This is a genomic window from Desertimonas flava (genome assembly GCF_003426815.1).
GTDB classification, from domain to species: Bacteria; Actinomycetota; Acidimicrobiia; order Acidimicrobiales; family Ilumatobacteraceae; genus Desertimonas; species Desertimonas flava.
This window is the reverse complement of sequence record NZ_QKYK01000011.1, coordinates 80883-96928: the sequence shown is the minus strand read 5'-3', so window position 1 is coordinate 96928 and position 16046 is coordinate 80883. Positions and strand designations below refer to the sequence as shown.

Annotated in this window: 15 protein-coding genes; 11 read left to right on the top strand and 4 right to left on the bottom strand. The window is 71.0% G+C overall.

Annotated elements, in window-relative coordinates:
• Positions 1–76: 76 nt before the first annotated feature.
• Entirely contained in the window at positions 77–445 is a 369-nt protein-coding gene (locus DN771_RS14515; protein WP_162941957.1) for an iron chaperone, read from the top strand.
• A 37-nt stretch (positions 446–482) separates the two neighbouring features.
• Here DN771_RS14515 and DN771_RS14510 read toward each other — a convergent pair whose 3' ends face one another.
• The gene (locus tag DN771_RS14510) at positions 483–1211 is read right to left on the bottom strand and encodes a MerR family transcriptional regulator (RefSeq protein WP_116998262.1); all 729 of its coding nucleotides are present in this window, start codon (positions 1209–1211) and stop codon (positions 483–485) included.
• Positions 1212–1259: 48 nt separating this feature from the next.
• Between DN771_RS14510 and DN771_RS14505 the strand changes: the two genes are divergently transcribed.
• A complete protein-coding gene (locus DN771_RS14505) occupies positions 1260–1673 on the top strand; it encodes an SRPBCC family protein (RefSeq protein ID WP_116998261.1) in 414 nt (137 codons plus the stop codon).
• 91 nt (positions 1674–1764) lie between these two features.
• Here DN771_RS14505 and DN771_RS14500 read toward each other — a convergent pair whose 3' ends face one another.
• On the bottom strand, positions 1765–2517 hold the full coding sequence (locus tag DN771_RS14500; RefSeq protein WP_205528595.1) for a helix-turn-helix domain-containing protein: 753 nt from the start codon (positions 2515–2517) through the stop codon (positions 1765–1767).
• 58 nt (positions 2518–2575) lie between these two features.
• Between DN771_RS14500 and DN771_RS14495 the strand changes: the two genes are divergently transcribed.
• Positions 2576–3169, top strand: coding sequence for a class I SAM-dependent methyltransferase (locus DN771_RS14495; protein ID WP_116998260.1), 594 nt, complete (start codon positions 2576–2578; stop codon positions 3167–3169).
• Between the two features lie 43 nt (positions 3170–3212).
• On the opposite strand, the gene DN771_RS14490 is transcribed toward DN771_RS14495, so the two are convergent.
• Positions 3213–4589, bottom strand: a complete 1377-nt coding sequence (locus DN771_RS14490) for a sensor histidine kinase (protein WP_116998259.1) — start codon at positions 4587–4589, stop codon at positions 3213–3215.
• Positions 4586–5287: a response regulator transcription factor gene (locus DN771_RS14485; protein WP_205528594.1), complete on the bottom strand. Its 702-nt coding sequence runs from the start codon at positions 5285–5287 to the stop codon at positions 4586–4588. Before DN771_RS14485 ends, DN771_RS14490 begins: the two co-directional genes overlap by 4 nt.
• Positions 5288–5642: 355 nt before the next feature.
• Between DN771_RS14485 and DN771_RS14480 the strand changes: the two genes are divergently transcribed.
• The 8 genes from DN771_RS14480 (at position 5643) to DN771_RS14445 (ending at position 16034) form a co-directional block, all read left to right on the top strand.
• A complete protein-coding gene (locus DN771_RS14480) occupies positions 5643–6140 on the top strand; it encodes a hypothetical protein (protein ID WP_116998258.1) in 498 nt (165 codons plus the stop codon).
• Between the two features lie 223 nt (positions 6141–6363).
• Positions 6364–7203, top strand: coding sequence for an ABC transporter ATP-binding protein (locus tag DN771_RS14475; protein WP_116998327.1), 840 nt, complete (start codon positions 6364–6366; stop codon positions 7201–7203).
• Positions 7200–9755, top strand: coding sequence for an ABC transporter permease (locus DN771_RS14470; protein ID WP_116998257.1), 2556 nt, complete (start codon positions 7200–7202; stop codon positions 9753–9755). The genes DN771_RS14475 and DN771_RS14470 overlap by 4 nt, the downstream gene beginning before the upstream one ends.
• A 150-nt stretch (positions 9756–9905) precedes the next feature.
• Complete coding sequence (locus tag DN771_RS14465; protein ID WP_116998256.1) at positions 9906–11483, top strand: ABC transporter substrate-binding protein; 1578 nt, start codon at positions 9906–9908, stop codon at positions 11481–11483.
• Positions 11484–11507: 24 nt separating this feature from the next.
• A complete protein-coding gene (locus DN771_RS14460; RefSeq protein WP_116998255.1) occupies positions 11508–12533 on the top strand; it encodes an ABC transporter permease in 1026 nt (341 codons plus the stop codon).
• Complete coding sequence (locus DN771_RS14455) at positions 12530–13408, top strand: ABC transporter permease (RefSeq protein ID WP_116998254.1); 879 nt, start codon at positions 12530–12532, stop codon at positions 13406–13408. Before DN771_RS14460 ends, DN771_RS14455 begins: the two co-directional genes overlap by 4 nt.
• Positions 13405–15237 (top strand): dipeptide ABC transporter ATP-binding protein, encoded by a 1833-nt coding sequence (locus DN771_RS14450; RefSeq protein ID WP_116998253.1) that lies wholly within the window; start codon positions 13405–13407, stop codon positions 15235–15237. Before DN771_RS14455 ends, DN771_RS14450 begins: the two co-directional genes overlap by 4 nt.
• Positions 15234–16034, top strand: coding sequence for an alpha/beta fold hydrolase (locus tag DN771_RS14445; protein WP_116998252.1), 801 nt, complete (start codon positions 15234–15236; stop codon positions 16032–16034). Before DN771_RS14450 ends, DN771_RS14445 begins: the two co-directional genes overlap by 4 nt.
• Positions 16035–16046: the final 12 nt, after the last annotated feature.

Here is a 16046-nt window from a genome sequence, read left to right as displayed (position 1 = left end):
GACTTCCCGCACGCCGAGCCGTCAGTGCCGGAGCGAACAGCACGACCCATTTGTACGGATTGAGGGGACATCGCACGTGGCCAAGACCGACTTTCGCACTCACGACGACTTCGTCGCTGCGCTCTCCGACGATGACCGCGCGCTCGTCACGGCCGTCCTCGAGAGGATTCGCGAGGCGGTCCCCGAGGCCGAGCAGGTGATCAGCTACCAGCTGCCGGCGTTCAAGCACCACGGCTGGGTGGCCTACGTCGCCGTGGCCAAGTCGCACGTGAGCATCTCGTGTCCTCCACCACAGGCGATGTTCGAGCACTTCGCCGCCGAGCTCGGGCCCTACAAGCGGACCAAGAGCGCCGTGCACTTCCCGAAGGACAAGCCCATGCCGCTGGACCTGATCGCTCGCACGGTCCGCTACCAAGCCGACCACAACGCCGCCGCGGCGAGCTGACGCCGGGAGCGACCCGCCTCTTTGCTCGAACGCTGGCTCACCGGATCGGCCAGAGCACCTCGGTCGTGGAGTCGTCGAGGTAGTGCTCGCGGATGGCGCCGCGGGCACCGATCCCGCGTGTGGTGACGTACGAGCCGAGCACGCCGTACGTCTCGTCGAGACGGTCGAATGCCCCGTGGTGCACGGCGACGGCGTACGACGCCGCGCCGAGGGAGTCGCTCGAGGAGGCCACGGGCACGAACGCCGTCACCTCGCCCGCGTGCTGCTCGAAGAACGTCGGCTCGTACACCGCCCCATCGGGCCCGGTCGCGTCGGCCCGGGCGTGCAGGCGTTCGAACGCGGTTGCGAGCCAGTCCTCGGCCTCGTCCCAGCTGACGACGGCACGTTCCACGGCGACCGGGATCGCCGGCACGGTGCGGTGGCCGATCGCCGCGTCGGGGTCGCGGGTCAGTAGCGACCGCAATGCGGCGACAGTGTCGAGCGTTTTGACCAAGGCCGACTCCATCCGTTCGAGATGATGGGCGATGACCCGGTCGCGGGCGTCGGCGTCGGGTGCCGCCAGCACCTCGCGGATCTGCGGGAGCGGCATCTCGAGGTCGCGCAGACGTTTCACGAGGTGGGCCGCCGGTACCTGGGCGGCCTGGTAGTGGCGGTAGCCGCTGGAGGGGTCGACCTCGGCCGGCACGAGCAGACCGATCTCGTCGTAGTGCCGAAGGGCCTTGACGCTCAGATGCGTCGCCCGCGAGAACTCGCCGATCGTGAACATGACAGAAGTCTTGACCCTCCCGCGACAGGAGGGTCCAGTGTCGCGGACATGGCAACCATCATCAGACAGACCACGATCGACGTCACACCCGCCGAGGCGTGGGCCGCGCTCGAGGATTTCGGCGCCGTCCACCGGCGACTCGCCGCCGGGTTCGTGGCGACGTGCACGCTCGACGCGCCCGAGGTGCGGGCGATCACGTTCGTCAACGGTGCGGCGGCGAGGGAGCGGCTCGTCGGCGTCGATCACGATGCCCGCCGTCTCGCGTACAGCGTGATCGAGAGCGGCCTCGGCTTCTCCCACCACAACGCCGCGGCCCAAGTCGTCGAGCAGGGCGAGCGGACGGTGTTCGTGTGGACGACCGACCTGCTCCCCGACGATCTGGCCGATGCGGTCGCCGGGCTGATGGACGCCGGATTGGCAGCCATCAAGGCCACGCTCGAGCACCAGCAGCCTGCGCAGTGAAGGTTCCGGGGCGCGGCATGAACCAAGTCGGGCCTCTGGCGCGCCGTCGTCGCGGCGACGACATCAACGACCCGCCGCCGCCGGCACGCAGTCAGGCGCTGCGATTCACCGGACCCCCGCGGTAGGTGGACGGCGGCACGCCGAGCTCGCGGGCGAACGCCGCGCTGAACGCGCTGGTGGTGGAATAGCCGACCTTTCCGGCGACCACCGTGACCGGCTCACCGGCGATCAGCATCTGCACGGCGGCGAGGAGGCGGGCGCGGGTGCGCCACTCGTGGAAGCCGAGGCCGGTGCCCGACCGGAAGCCACGCATCAACGTCCGCTCGCTGGCACCGATGGACCTGCCCCACGCGACGAGGGTGCGGTTGTCGGTGGGGTCGGCGAGCAGCGCCTCGGCGACCGCACGCGCCCGGTCGTCGGCAGGCATCGGCAGGTCGAGCACGTCGGCGTCGAGCGGCTCGAGCACGTCGAACAGGACGCTCTCGGTGCGCTGCCTGGCGCCGTCGTCGAGGTCGGATCCGGAGAGCCGGTCGACGAGCCGGAGGGCGAGGTCGTCGACGGCGACGACGGTGGGCTGGGCCCAGTCGAGCCGGCAGCGCGCCGGGTCGATCCACACCGCCGTCATCGCCGCCGGCCCGATCGGGTCGATGCTGTGGTGGAAGCCCGCCGGGATCCACAGACCCCGCGAACGCGGCAGCACCCAGATGCGGCCGCCGGCGGCGACGGCGAGGCTGCTGCGCGACGCGATGCTCAGCTGGTGCCAGCGGTGACGGTGCTCGGCGATGCTGCGGCCGTCGCCGAGTGGCCAGGCCGTGACCGTGGCGGCGTGCTGTCCGATACTCACAAGTGATTGTCACCGTAGCTACTTCCCGACACGCGGTCGCGTCCGTACCGTCGACGCCATGAACGAACACCACGCCCTGTGTGGGAGCGAGGAGTGGCGGACGACGATTCGGGAGCAGGTCATCCCGTGGGCGTTCGGCGGCCCCTGGGGCGACGGTGCCGCCGGGTTCGACGATGGCGGTCTCGGCGACGACGTCTTGGAGGTCGGGCCCGGCTACGGCGCGACGACCGACGTGTTCCGGGAGGTCGCGGCCAAGCTGACGTCCGTCGAGATCGACCACGAGCTGGCAGTGGCGCTTCGCGAACGTCTCGCCGGAACCAACGTCGACGTGATCGAAGGCGACGCCACGGCGCTGACGTTCCCCGACGGACGCTTCACCGGTGCCGTCTGCTTCACGATGCTGCACCACGTGCCGACCGCGGAGCTGCAGGACCGATTGTTCGCCGAGGTTGCCCGCGTCGTTGTGCCGGGCGCACGGTTCGTGCTGGCCGACAGCCTCGGCAGCGAGGTGCTCGAGCAGTTCCACGAGGGCGACACGTACAACCCGGTCGACCCCGACACGATCCCCGAGCGCCTGACGCGGGCCGGCTTCACCGACGTCGTCGTGCGCGCCAACGACCATGGCTGGACGGCCAGCGCCCGCCGAACCTGACGACGACGCGATGAGCGACAGGGTCGCCCGGCAGCCTCATCGCTCATCGCGCCGCGTCGGGCTCGGCGCGGGACGGCAACGAGGCGGTGAACACGGCACCGCCGTGCTCGTTGTTGCCGGCCTCGAGCGTGCCGTGGTGGGCGACGAGGATGCGCTGGGCGATGGCGAGCCCGAGACCGGCACCCTCCGGCGCCGTGCCATGGTCGGCGCCACCCCTGTAGAGCGGCTGGAAGAGATGGGGGAGGTCCTTGGGGTCGATGCCCGGCCCGGTGTCCGACACGGTGAACCAGGCGCGGTCGTCGCCGATGCCGCACGCCACGTCGATGCGGCCGCCGGCCGGGGTGTGGCGCAGGGCGTTGTCGATCACGTTGGTGACGGCGCGGGCGAGCTGCTCGCGGTCGGCCTCGATCGGACACGAGTGGTCATGCGGGAACAGCTCGAGGCGCACGTCGTTGGCGTCGGCCTGCGGTCGCAGCCCGTCGACGAGATCCTCGAGCAGTTCGGCCAGATCGAGCGCCGTGCGCTCCATCGCCGGGCCGAGATACTCCAGGCGTGTGTAGTCGAACAGCTCGGCGACGAGCCGGTCCAGCGTGCGGGCCTTCTCGTTGACGATGGCGAGGTAGCGCTCGCGCTTCTCGGGCGTGTCGGCGACGCCTGACTCGAGGCCGTCGAGGTGACCGCGCAGCGAGAACAACGGTGTGCGGAGGTCGTGGGCGATGGCGGCGATGAACAGCCGCCGCTCGAGCTCGAGCGCCGCTTGCTGTTCGAGCGAGTGGTTGAGCTCGGTGGTCATCGCCGCGAACGCCGTGTTGACCTCGTCGACTTCGGTGATTCGCGAGCGGGGGAGGGCGACGGCCATGTCGCCCTCGGCCACGCTGCGGGCAGCGTGCTGCACCGCCCGCAGGGAGCGGATGAACGGTCGGCCGAACGCCAGCGCAACCGCGATCGCAACGAGGCTGATGAACAGTGCGGCGCGCACGATGCCGGGTACCGGGTCGTCGCCGCGCAGTGGCGTGTAGAGCTGCGCCGTCAGCGGCGGGTCGGCGGTGATGTCGACGTAGCGGACGAGCCCGTTGCCCCGATCGGCGTCCCAGACGTCCTCGGCCCCCTCGTCGTCGCCGCCCGTGTCGACGAGACTGCGGAAGACCTCGTCGCCGCGCTCGGTCAGCACCAGCGACACCCCGTCGTCGGCGAGCTCGGCCGCGGCTTCTGCCCGCCATCGGTCGTCGTGCCACCGGTTGCCGCCCTCACGCACCGTGTCGACGGCGCTGCTGATGCGCTCCTCCGAGGTGATGTCCGAGGCGCCGAGCAGCCCGACACTGGCCAGCACCCCGGCGACCACCAGGAGGAACGTGGTCACCGCCGCCAGGGCGAACCAGACCCGGACCGGCAGCGTGCGGCGTCGTGCCGCGTCGATCATCGCCGGGGCTCGCCCTCGAAGCGGTAGCCGACCCCGCGGACGGTCACGATGTAGCGGGGGTGCGCCGGATCCTCCTCGATCTTCTCCCGGAGGCGGCTGATGTGCACGGTGAGCGAGTGGCGATCGCCGAACTCGCCCCAGAACCGCTCGAACAGCTGGTCGCGGGTGAGGATCTGCCGGGGGTGGCGTGCGAGGTGTTCGAGCAGTTCGAACTCGCGCGCCGTGAATGGTGTCGGCACGCCGCCGACCGTCACCTCATGGGCGCCGATGTCGATCACCAGCCGGCCGTAGTCGAGCACTGCCGCCGCCGTGGCCGCAGGCCTGGCCTGTCCGGCCCGGCGGAGCACGGCGCGCACGCGTGCGACCACCTCGGACGGGGACGCCGACTTGACGATGTAGTCGTCGGCGCCGAGACCGAGGCCGCGCAGCTTCTCGCTGTCGCCGCCGAGCGCGCTCAACATCAGCACCGGGACGTCGGTTGTCTCGCGGATTCGTCGCAGCACGTCGAATCCGGAGAGGTTGGGCATCATCACGTCGAGCAGGACGCAGTCCACCGGATGCTGCTCGAGCGTCTCGACGGTGGCCCGGCCGTCATTGGCGATGAGCACGGTGTGGCCGTCGGCCTCGAGGTAGTCCCTCATCAGCCGGGCGATGTCGCTGTCGTCGTCGGCGACGAGCACGGTCGCGGTCTCGTTCACGTTGCCATCACCCCCTGAATCCTCCACTACGCGAGGCGCGGTCGCGCCGATCGAGACCGCTTGTTGAGCTGCTGTTGAGCTTCGCACAGCAGCGTGTTGACACTCGGCCGTCATCGTGATCGGCAACCACTCCCGCCAGGTGGAGCGCGTCGACCGCTGCCCACCGTGCCGGGAGCGATCGCAGCGCACGCCGCGACCGGAGAGCCCTGGCGTGATCGGATGCGAAATGATAGGAAGTGGATGCAATCGCCGCCGATCGGCGGACGATTGTTGATCCACGCCCCTGGCGCGGATCGCCGCCACGTTCCGAGCGACGAGCGAGTCCGTCGTCGCCCTCACCTCTGGGAGAACTCACATGATGACCGACACGCATCCGAACGCCGTATGGCTGGCGGAGGCATATCGCGGCGGTGCGGCCATCGCAGTGGATCCGGCCCTCGATGCCGACGAGCGGGCGCGCCGGCAGAAGGAGCACCAGCAGTCGATCATCAGCCGCATGTCGCCCGACATGGTCATCCACACCGGTGGTGTCCGCCTCGCGGTGACCGCCGGGATGGACTTCCTCGGCAAGTACCACAAACGCCGTGCGATGCTCGCCGACGCCAACGTGCAGCCCGTGGAGATCGATCAGATCCTCGCCGACGACCACTACGGCATCGTCCACGGAACCTTCCGCACCACGCGCGGCCACGAGGTGTGGACGCGCGTGGGGCTCGGAGCGTGGCGATTCGAGAACCAGGTTGCGGTCGAGCACTGGGAGCTCGCCAACGGGCCCAGGTGGGACGAGTGGTTCCTCTCTGGCGACCCGGAGTTCAACGGTTCGGCACTGGAGTTCTGGACGCGAGGCGTCTGACCCGGCGCGTCGCCGATGCGACGCGCCACACCGGCCATCACCCCGTGATTCGTCCACGACGCGAGGCGCGGTCACGTCGATCGAGACCGCTGTTGAGCTGCTGTTGAGCTGCGCACAGCAGCGTGTTGACACTCGGCCGTCATCGTGATCGGTAACCACTCCCGCCCCGTGGTGCGCCCCGATGGCTGCCCCGGGCCGGGCCCGATCGCCGATGGAGACCCCCATGTTCCGCAAGCACCGAGACCACCCAACGCATCAGGTCGATCACGAGGCCGGCTTCCCGCCGCCCCGACCCGACACCGCCGCCCCCGCACCCGCCGCGATCGCGGTCGAACTGCGCGACGTGACGCGCACCTATGGCGACGGCCCCGACGCCGTGCACGCCCTCGACGGCGTGTCGCTCGCGTTCGCCAGCCGCACGTTCACCGCCGTGATGGGCGCGTCGGGCTCGGGGAAGAGCACCCTGCTGCAGAGCGCGGCCGGACTCGACGTACCGACGTCGGGAGGCGTCACGCTCGCTGGCGTCGAGCTCACGTCGCTGAACGAGAACGAGCTCACCAAGCTCCGCCGCGCCGACGTCGGTTTCGTCTTCCAGGGATTCAACCTGCTGGAGTCGCTGACGGTGCTGCAGAACGTGCAGCTGCCGTTGCGCCTCGCCGGCAAACGGCCCAACCGGCGCAAGGCCGAGGCGATGTTGGAGCGCGTCGGGCTGGCGGGCCACGGCGATCGGCGTCCCGCCCAGCTCTCGGGCGGTCAGCAGCAGCGCGTAGCCATCGCCCGGGCGCTGATCACCGACCCAGAGGTGATCTTCGCCGACGAGCCCACCGGCGCCCTCGACCCGACCACGGCCCGGGAGATCCTCGACCTGCTCCGGAATGCCGTCGATCAGTTCGGGGCCACCGTCGTCATGGTCACCCACGACCCGGTGGCGGCGTCGTACGCCGACCGGGTCGTGTTCCTCGCCGGGGGTTCGATCGCCGGTCAGATCGACGACCCCGACGCCGCCACGGTCGCCCGCCGGCTGCGCGAGCTCGTCGCCGCATCGCGTGAGGTGGCGGCATGAACGGCCTGGCGCGGGCGTCGATCCGCTCCCGTCCGGCGTCGTTCCTCGGCACGTTCGTCGCCCTGTTGCTCGCCTCCGTCGTCGTCATGGCGTGCGGGTCGCTGCTGCAGACCGGGCTCACGGCGCGTGTCCAGCCCGTGCGCTATGCCGATGCGCCGATCGTGGTGTCGGCCGACCAGTTCGCCCGCCGCATCGTCGGCAGCGGCGACGACCGCGAAGAGGTCAAGGGTGTGCTTCCCGAAGGTGCACGGCTCGACGCCTCGCTCGCGGACACGATCGTCTCGGTCCCAGGAGTCGCCGACGCCGTGCCCGACGTCGCCGTCGCCCTGATCGGCGACGATGTCGGGTCGGTGACGGGACGCGACTGGTCGACGCGCCGTCTCGGCGCTGGCGCCGACGCCGCAGCTCTCGTCGAAGGCTCGGCACCCGGAACCGACGACGTGGTGCTCGACGAGCAGACGGCCCGCGAGTCCGGCCTGTCCGTCGGGGACTCGGTGACGTTGACGGCGCCCGACGGCGCCCACGACTTCCGTGTCTCCGGACTCGTCCCCGAACGAGTGGCGACGGCGGCCGATGGGCCATCGGGCAGACGGGCAACGGCGTGGTTCGCCGACGGCGTGGCCGCGTCGCTCGCCGGTCAGCCGGGACGGGCGGACGCCATCGCCGTGTTCGTCGACGAGGCCGCCGATGTCGACGACATGGCTGCCGCGGTGCGCGGTGCGCTCGATGCCGAGGTACCGGACGCCGGCGTGACGGTGCGTACCGGTTCCGGCCGTGGCGAGATCGAGGCGCCGGACCTGCCGACTGCGAAGGAGTTGCTGATCGGCTTCGGCGGCTCGTTCGGGGGCGTGGCCGCGTTCGCTGCGGTGTTCGTGGTCATCACGACCGTGGCACTGGCCATCGGCCAGCGCGGTCGGGAGATCGCCCTCCTGCGCGCGATCGGTGCGACGCCGAAGCAGATCCGCCGTATGGTCGCCACCCAGACGCTGCTCGTCGCCCCGCTCGCCGGGGCCGCCGGCATCCTGCCCGGCATCCTGCTGGCGCGCTGGTGGTTCGGCCAGCTCGTCGATCGCGGTGCCCTGCCCTACGGCCTCGACCTCCACACCGGAGTCGTCCCGGCCGCGGCGGCCGTTGTCGCCGGGCTGCTCGCCGCGCTGCTGGGGGGCTACGCGGCAGCACGGCGCCCGGCCCGCACGAAGCCGAGCCAGGCGCTCGGAGAGGCGGCCGTCGAGCGGCGCGGCTTGGGCCGCGTGCGCTGGGTCTTCGGCGCGCTGTTCATCGCCCTGGGCGTGTTCTTGTCGATCATCAGCTATCAGCTCGATGGCGGGAGCGCCGCGGTGGCATCGATCGGTGTCGTGATGACGTTCCTCACCGCCGTCGCCCTGCTCGGCCCGGCGATCGCCCGGATGGCGACCGCGCTCTTCGGCCGACCGCTGAGCCGTGGCGGAGCGGCCAGCTCGTTGGCCGCCGCCAACGCGGCGGCGAACTCGCGGCGGCTGGCCTCGGCGATCACCCCGATCGCGCTCGTCATCGGCTCGAGCGGTGTGCTCCTGTTCATCCAGTCGACCGTCGCCGAGGCGACCAGGTCGGACATCCGCAGCGGGCTCGTCGCCGACTTGGTGATCGCCGCCGACGGACCGGGCCTGCCCTCGACGACGACCGTCCTCGCGTCCGCGGTGCCGGGCGTCGACACGGCTGTCGGGCTCCTGCGCTCCGACGTGCTCTACAACGGCTTCGAGGAGTTCGAGTCGGCCGCAGCGATCGGCGTCTCCGATCTCGCGCGCCTCGACGAGGTGCTCGACCTCGGGGTCACGGACGGTTCGCTGACCGAGGTGCGAGAAGGCACGGTGGCGCTCGACAACCTCCTCGCCCGATCGCTCGACGCCGACGTCGGCGACACCGTCGACCTCCGCCTCGGCGATGGCACCGAGCACTCGCCCACCGTGGTGGCCGTCTACGAGCACGGTCTCGGACTCGGCCAGGTGCTGCTGCCGCACGACCTGATGGCTCGCCATGTGCGTGCCCCGTTCCTCGCCGAGGTGTTGGTGGCGCTGGAGGCCGGGGCCGACCCCGAGGTGGTGGGCACCGGACTGGAGGCGATCGACGTGCCGGGCGCCGCGGTGACCGACCGCGACGGCTACTCGGCGAGGGTCGACGCCGACCTCGAGCTGGATACCTGGTCGAACCGGGTCATGGCCGCCGTGTTCGGAGGGTTCGCCGCCATCGCCGCGGTCAACACCCTCGTCATGGTGGTGCTCGATCGACGCCGCGAGGTCGCCCTGCTCAGGCTCACCGGCACGACCCGTCGGCAGGTGCAGGCGATGTTCCGTTGGGAAGCAGCGATCGTTGCCCTCACCGGGATCGGTCTGGGCACGGCGATCGCCTTCATCACCCTGCGCGGTTTCGCCAAGGGAGCGACCGACGGGCTTCCCTACGTGCCACCGCTGCAGGGCCTCGGCGTCGTGGCCGTCGCCGCCCTCATCGCCTTCGGGGCGATGGCCGTGCCGGCGCGAGCGCTGTTGCGCCGTCCATCGAGGGCGGGCGGCGAGTAGTGCACCGCCATCGTCGGGCTTGTGCTAAATGATGCAAGATGATAAAAATGGGATGCAATTCACGCGGCGGCAACAGCCTCCGAACAAGCCCGACATCGACGAGGCGTTAGCTCGAGGCCTCACCGCCTCGTTCCACCAAGGGGGAATCACATGACCATCCATCGCCGACCAGGCCGCCTGCTGCTGGGCGCCGCCGCGATCGCCGTCACGTCCGTCACTGCCGTCGCCAGTGGCGGCGCCGGTGTGGGCGCGGCGGACGGCTCGCTGGGCCTGCTGCTGCCGCTGATACCCGCCAGTTGGGACACGCGGGAGACCGCCGGGTATCACAACGTGGTCCAGCTGGCGGTGACCGAGCCGCTCACCGCGTACGCCGCCGACGGAGCGATCACCCCGCTCCTGGCGAGCGAGGCCGAGCATCCGGACCCGACGACGTACGTCTACACCCTCCGCCCCGACGTGCAGTTCTCCGACGGCAGCCCGCTGACGGCCGAGGACGTCAAGTTCTCGTTCGAGCTCCACATGGGCGAGGAGAATCCCTCGTACCGCGCACGATTCTTCGCCGGCATCGAGTCGATCGAGGTGGCAGGGGACCAGGTGACCGTCACCCTCGCCGAGCCCGACCCCGAGTTCCCCTACGCCGTCGCCAGCCTCGGCATCGTCAGCAAGGCGAACTACGAGGCCCACCCCGACGACATCGGCACCCCGGCGGCGCCCCAGATCGGCACGGGACCGTACGTGATCGCCGACTTCTCCCCGGCCGAGGAGGTGACGCTCGAACCGAACCCCGGCTACTGGGGCGAGGCACCGGCGTACGAGTCGTTGACGTACTCCACGGCGAGCGACGACTCCAGCCGGCTGCTGGCCCTGCAGTCGGGTGACTTCGACGGCGTGCTGCTGCCGCCCGTCCACCAGATCCCAGCGATCCAGGGTCTCGGCGCCTACACCGAGTACTCCACGTTCGACCCGACGATCTACCGGGTCATCTTCGACACCACCAAGCCCCCGTTCGACGACATCCACGTGCGCAACGCCATCGCCCACGCCATCGACCGTGAGGCGATCGTCGCCGGGGTGTTCGGCGGTAACGCCGAGCTCGCCGACTCGGTCGTGCTCGAGTCGGTGGTCGCCGACATGGGCGGCGACACCGACGTCGCGACGGTCTTCGACGAGTTCGCCGCGGCTTTCGAGTACGACCTCGACGCCGCCCGGGCCGAGCTCGCCCAGTCGAGCGTGCCCGACGGCTTCGAGATCGAGGTGCCGGTGTTCTCCGAGGATCCCACCCAGGCGCTCGTCGCCCAGGTGATGGCGCCGTCGCTGGCCGAGATCGGCATCGACATCAGCATCAGCCAGGTCGACATGAACGGTTGGGTCGGGGTGTTCCTCGAAGGAGAGGGCGACGGGCTCATCATCGACCAGTGGTCGGCCGGGTCGCCCGATCCGGCGACCGTTCCCCGCTCGCTGTTCACCCCCGGCGCCGCCGGCAACTTCTCCAAGCTGGACGACCCGGCGGTGAACGACGCCCTCGCCGCCTACGTGGCGGCCGACGGGGACGCCGCGACTCAGCAGGCGACGCTCGTCGACACGCTGACGGCGGCCCAGGCGGTCACACCGTACGTGCCGCTCGCCTTCCCGAACCTCTTCGTGTACCTCGACGACGACGTCGTGCTGAACGCCGTGACGCCGTACTTCTGGATGGTGCCGTTCGACGAAGCGTTCACGTCCGCCTGACCGGTCACGAGCACAGGTTCCATCGTGCAGCAGCTCGCAGCCACGGCCCCCGGGGTCCGGCGTGAACGGCGCCTCGCGCAGGTCGCGTCGAACCCCGTGGTCTGCCTCGTCGCCCGACGTCTCGTCGCCGCGGTCTTCGTACTGCTGCTCGTGTCGGTCCTGGTGTTCCTGCTCATCCACGCCGCCCCCGGCGGACCGGAGAACGCCCTGCTCGGGCGCGACGCCACCGACGCGCAGCGCCAGGCGGTGCGCGAGCGGTACCAACTGAACGACCCCTTGCCCACCCAGTACGCGTCGTACCTGCGGTCGCTGCTGCGGCTCGATCTCGGCGACTCGTTCATCTTCCGTGAGTCGGTGACCACCGTCGTGTGGCGGGCGGCGTGGGGTGTCACGATCCCGCTGCTGGCGATGACGTGGATCTTCGCCATCACGGCCGGACTGACGCTCGGCTATGTCGCCGCCCGCCGCCGGGGCACGGTGCTCGACCGGGTGATCGTCGGCGGCACCGTGCTGGGCGCCAGCACGCCGGTGTTCGTGACCGGCACGTTCGTGGCCTACATCGTCGGCGTGCGGCTCGGGTGGCTTCCCTTCTTCGGCTCGGGCGACGGCGGCTGGGACACGGTGCGGCACCTCGTGCTGCCGGCGGTCACCACGACCACCGTGCTGCTGGCGTCGACGACGAAGCTCTCGCGGGTTCGCTTCGCCGAGATCCTCGACGAGGACTACATCACCTTCGCCCGGGCCCGGGGGCTGTCGTCCCGCTACGTCGTCGGGCGGGTGCTGGTGCGCAACGCCGCGGTCCACATCGTCACCTGGTCCGGCTCGCTGATCGTCACGCTCGTCGGTGGTCTGGTGATCGTCGAGCGGATGTTCAGCTTGAAGGGCGTCGGGACCCAGCTGATCGAGTCGATCAACGCCCGCGACATCCCGGTGCTCCAGGGCATCACGCTCCTGATCGCCATCCTGGCGGTCGGCGTCAACCTCGTCGTCGACCTGCTCTGCATGGCGATCGATCCCCGGATCCGTCGCGGCATGGAGGTGGACTCGTGACCGCCGCGACGACCTCGACCTCCGCAGTCACCGGGTCGGTCGATGCGCGCGGCGAGAGGCGGCTGCCCCGTGTCCCGGCCACAGTGGCCGCGGCGATGGTGGTCATCCTCGCCGTGGCCGTTGCGGTGGTCGCACCGGCGATCGCCCCGCACGATCCCGACCTGATCAACCCGCTCGAGTCGCTGCGCGGCCCGAGCTGGCAGCACTTCTTCGGGACCGATCAGCTGGGGCGTGACGTGTTCTCGCGGACGATCGCCGGCTCCCGCACCGCATGCCTCGCCCCGCTCGTGCTCGCTCTCGGCAGCATCACCGTGAGCGTCGGGCTGGGGCTCGTCGCCGGCTTCGCCGGCCGCTGGGTCGACGTCGCCGTGAGCCACTTCGTCGACCTGCTCTACTCGCTCCCCGGCCTCGTCGTGGCGATCGTCGTGGTCGGCGTCACCGGCGGCGGCCTGGCGATGTCGATCGCCGTGCTGCTGCTGTTCAGCCTGCCGATGAACGTGCGGATCTTCCGTGCCGCGGTGCTCGAACGCGTGCAGCTGCCCTACATCGAAGCGGCCCGTACGGTGGGTATCTCGACGCCGCGGATCATCCTCACGCAGCTCCTGCCGGCGCTCGTCCCGCTGATCGTCACGACGTTCTTCCTGCAGTACACCTACGGGCTCGTCGCCGTGTCCTCGCTGTCGTTCCTCGGCCTCGGCGTCCCCCCGGGCGCCCCCGACTGGGGCCGCATGATGTTCGAGAACCGGGCCAGCCTGTCGTCGAACCTGTGGGCGACCGCAGGGCCGGGCGTCGTGCTCGCCGCCCTCGCCGTGTCGGCCAACGTCGTCGGCGACTGGATCCACCACGTCAACGAGCGATCGGCGCGGCAGCGATGAGCGCCGCCGAGTCGCCGGGGGTAGACGTCCTCCGCGTCCGCGGGCTCGACGTCGAGTTCGAGCGGCGCCGCCAAGCGATCCGCATCATCGACGACCTCGAGCTCTCGCTGCGCCCGGGCGAGTTCGTGGCGATCGCCGGCGAGTCGGGGAGCGGCAAGTCGCTCACGGCGCGGGCGATCCTCGACCTGCTTCCGCACGGGCTGCGTTCGACCGGTGAGATGGTGATCGACGGCCACGACCTCCGCCAGGCCGGCCCGGCCGGACGGCGCAAGCTGCGCGGCAGCGCGATCTCCCTGCTGATGCAGGACCCCTACGCGATCCTCAACCCCCTCGAGCGAATCGGCACCCAGGTCACCGTGGGGATGACCGACGACGGCGGCCGTCCCCTGTCGCGCCAGGCCCGCCGCCAGGAGGCCGAGCGGCGTCTCGCCGAGGTCGGCATCACCGACCCGGCTGCCGCCGACCGCTACCCGTTCGAGCTCTCTGGCGGCATGCGCCAGCGCGTCGGCATCGCCGCGGCGATCGCCCGCAACCCCAAGGTCCTCATCGCCGACGAGCCCACCTCGGCGCTCGATGTCACGACGCAGAAGGAGATCCTCGAGCTGCTCCGCCGGCTGGGCCGCACGCACGGCCTGGCGATGGTGCTGATCACCCACGACCTGCGCGTCGCCTTCTCGGTGTGCGACCGGGCCTACATCATGTACGCCGGCCAGGTGATCGAGGCCGGCCCGACCGACGAGTTGCTGGCGGCGCCGGCCCACCCGTACACGGCCAACCTCCTGCTCGCCGACCCCCCGCTCGACCGCCGGGTCGAGTCGCTGGCGAGCATCCCCGGCGGGGTGCCGGCGCCCGGCGCCCGCCCCGCCGGCTGTCGCTTCGCGCCCCGTTGCGCCTGGGCGACAGAGTCGTGCCGGTCGGGCGCGCCGGCGCTGAGCCAGATTGCCGACGGACACGTCTCGAGGTGCATCCGGGCCGGCGAGCTCGACGACGAGCTCGCCGGGCTGCGGATCGAGGCGGCCCACCACCGGCCGCCGGCGCGCGACCACGGCGTCGAGCCGGTGATCGTCACCACCGGGGCCTGCCGCGAGTTCGGCAGAAAGGTGGCCGTCGCCGGCGCCGACATCGAGGTGTTCCGCGGGGAGAGCGTCGGCGTCGTCGGCGAGTCGGGCTCGGGCAAGACGACGCTCGGCCGCATGCTCGTCGGCCTCACGCGCCCGACGGCCGGCCACGTCCGCGTCGGTGGCGTCGACCTCGCCGGCTCGCCCGACAAGCGCCAGTGGGACACGGTGCGGTCGACCGTGCAGATGGCGTTCCAGGACCCGTCGTCCACGCTCAACCCGCACCGCACGGTCGGCGCCACGCTCCGCGACGCGCTTCGTCTCGTGTCCCGCGACGATCTCGACCGGCGGGCGGCCGAGCTGCTCGAGCTCGTCGGTCTGCCGGCGAACTACGTCCGGCGCCTGCCGGTTCAGCTGTCGGGCGGCGAACGCCAGCGCGTCGCCATCGCCCGCGGCCTGGCCCGCCGGCCACAGGTCCTGGTGTGCGACGAGGTCGTCTCCGCCCTCGATGTCTCCGTGCAGGCGCACGTCCTCAACCTCCTCCGGCGACTGCAGGAGGAGCTCGACCTCGCCTACGTGTTCATCACCCACGACCTGGCGGTGGTCCGGCAGATCGCCGATCGCGTCTACGTGATGAGCGCCGGCGAGATCGTCGAACAGGGACCCGTCGACGACGTGCTCGACCGCCCCACCCACCCGTACACCCAGAAGCTGGTCAGCTCGATCCCCGGGGTCGAGACGAACAGCCCCAAGGAGGCCCTCCCCTCATGAGCACCGCCGGCGACACGACCACCCAGGTGATCGACCTCGGCCCCGTCCAGGTGGCCTACACCGAGTCCGGATCGGGCGAACCGCTGATCCTGATCCACGGCGGTGAGAGCGACCGCAACGCCTTCCGCGTGCTGTTCCCGCACCTCGGCGACGGCATCCGGGCGATCGCCTACGACCAGCGCGACTCCGGTGAGACCGTCAACCCCGACGAGCCCTACGTCGTGGCCGACATGGCCCAGGACCTCGCCTCGTTCATCGCCGTCCTCGGCCTCGAGAAGGCACACATCCTCGGCGTGTCGTTCGGCGGAGCGGTCGCCATCCACACGGCGCTGCGTCACCCCGAACGCGTGGCCAGCGTGACGCTGGTGGCCACGCTGCCGCGGGCCGCCGGCGCGATCGACCGGGCCAGCGAGGTCGGCGAGCTCAGTCCCGAGAAACGCCGCGCCGCGATGTTCGACCTCCTCTTCACTCCTGAGGGCATGCGATCCAACCCCGACCTCGCCGGTTTCGGGACCAGGGCCCTGACCGAGCGGCCCCGCGAGCTGATGGCCCGGCGCATCGCCGCCGTCCGCGACCACGACGTGATCGACCAGCTGCCGACGGTGCAGGTCCCCGCCCTGGTCATCCACGGCACCGACGATCCGATCGCCCCCTTCGCCCTCGCCGAGCTGACGGCCGAACGGATCCCCGGCGCCGTGCTGCGCCCCATCCCCGGCGGCCGCCACGGCATCGCCACCGAGTACGCCGCCGAGGTGGCGGCCCACGTCCGCCAGTTCATCGGCCTCGGGCCGGCCTGACCGATCGTCCCC

What these genes read in the sequence shown, in the direction of transcription:
- DN771_RS14510 (WP_116998262.1), bottom strand. Translation starts at nt 1,211, where the DNA reads ATGTTCACGATCGGCGAGTTCTCGCGGGCGACGCATCTGAGCGTCAAG.
- DN771_RS14450 (WP_116998253.1), top strand. Translation starts at nt 13,405, where the DNA reads ATGAGCGCCGCCGAGTCGCCGGGGGTAGACGTCCTCCGCGTCCGCGGG.
- DN771_RS14470 (WP_116998257.1), top strand. Translation starts at nt 7,200, where the DNA reads ATGAACGGCCTGGCGCGGGCGTCGATCCGCTCCCGTCCGGCGTCGTTC.
- DN771_RS14505 (WP_116998261.1), top strand. Translation starts at nt 1,260, where the DNA reads ATGGCAACCATCATCAGACAGACCACGATCGACGTCACACCCGCCGAG.
- DN771_RS14490 (WP_116998259.1), bottom strand. Translation starts at nt 4,589, where the DNA reads ATGATCGACGCGGCACGACGCCGCACGCTGCCGGTCCGGGTCTGGTTC.
- DN771_RS14445 (WP_116998252.1), top strand. Translation starts at nt 15,234, where the DNA reads ATGAGCACCGCCGGCGACACGACCACCCAGGTGATCGACCTCGGCCCC.
- DN771_RS14465 (WP_116998256.1), top strand. Translation starts at nt 9,906, where the DNA reads ATGACCATCCATCGCCGACCAGGCCGCCTGCTGCTGGGCGCCGCCGCG.
- DN771_RS14475 (WP_116998327.1), top strand. Translation starts at nt 6,364, where the DNA reads ATGTTCCGCAAGCACCGAGACCACCCAACGCATCAGGTCGATCACGAG.
- DN771_RS14495 (WP_116998260.1), top strand. Translation starts at nt 2,576, where the DNA reads ATGAACGAACACCACGCCCTGTGTGGGAGCGAGGAGTGGCGGACGACG.
- DN771_RS14480 (WP_116998258.1), top strand. Translation starts at nt 5,643, where the DNA reads ATGATGACCGACACGCATCCGAACGCCGTATGGCTGGCGGAGGCATAT.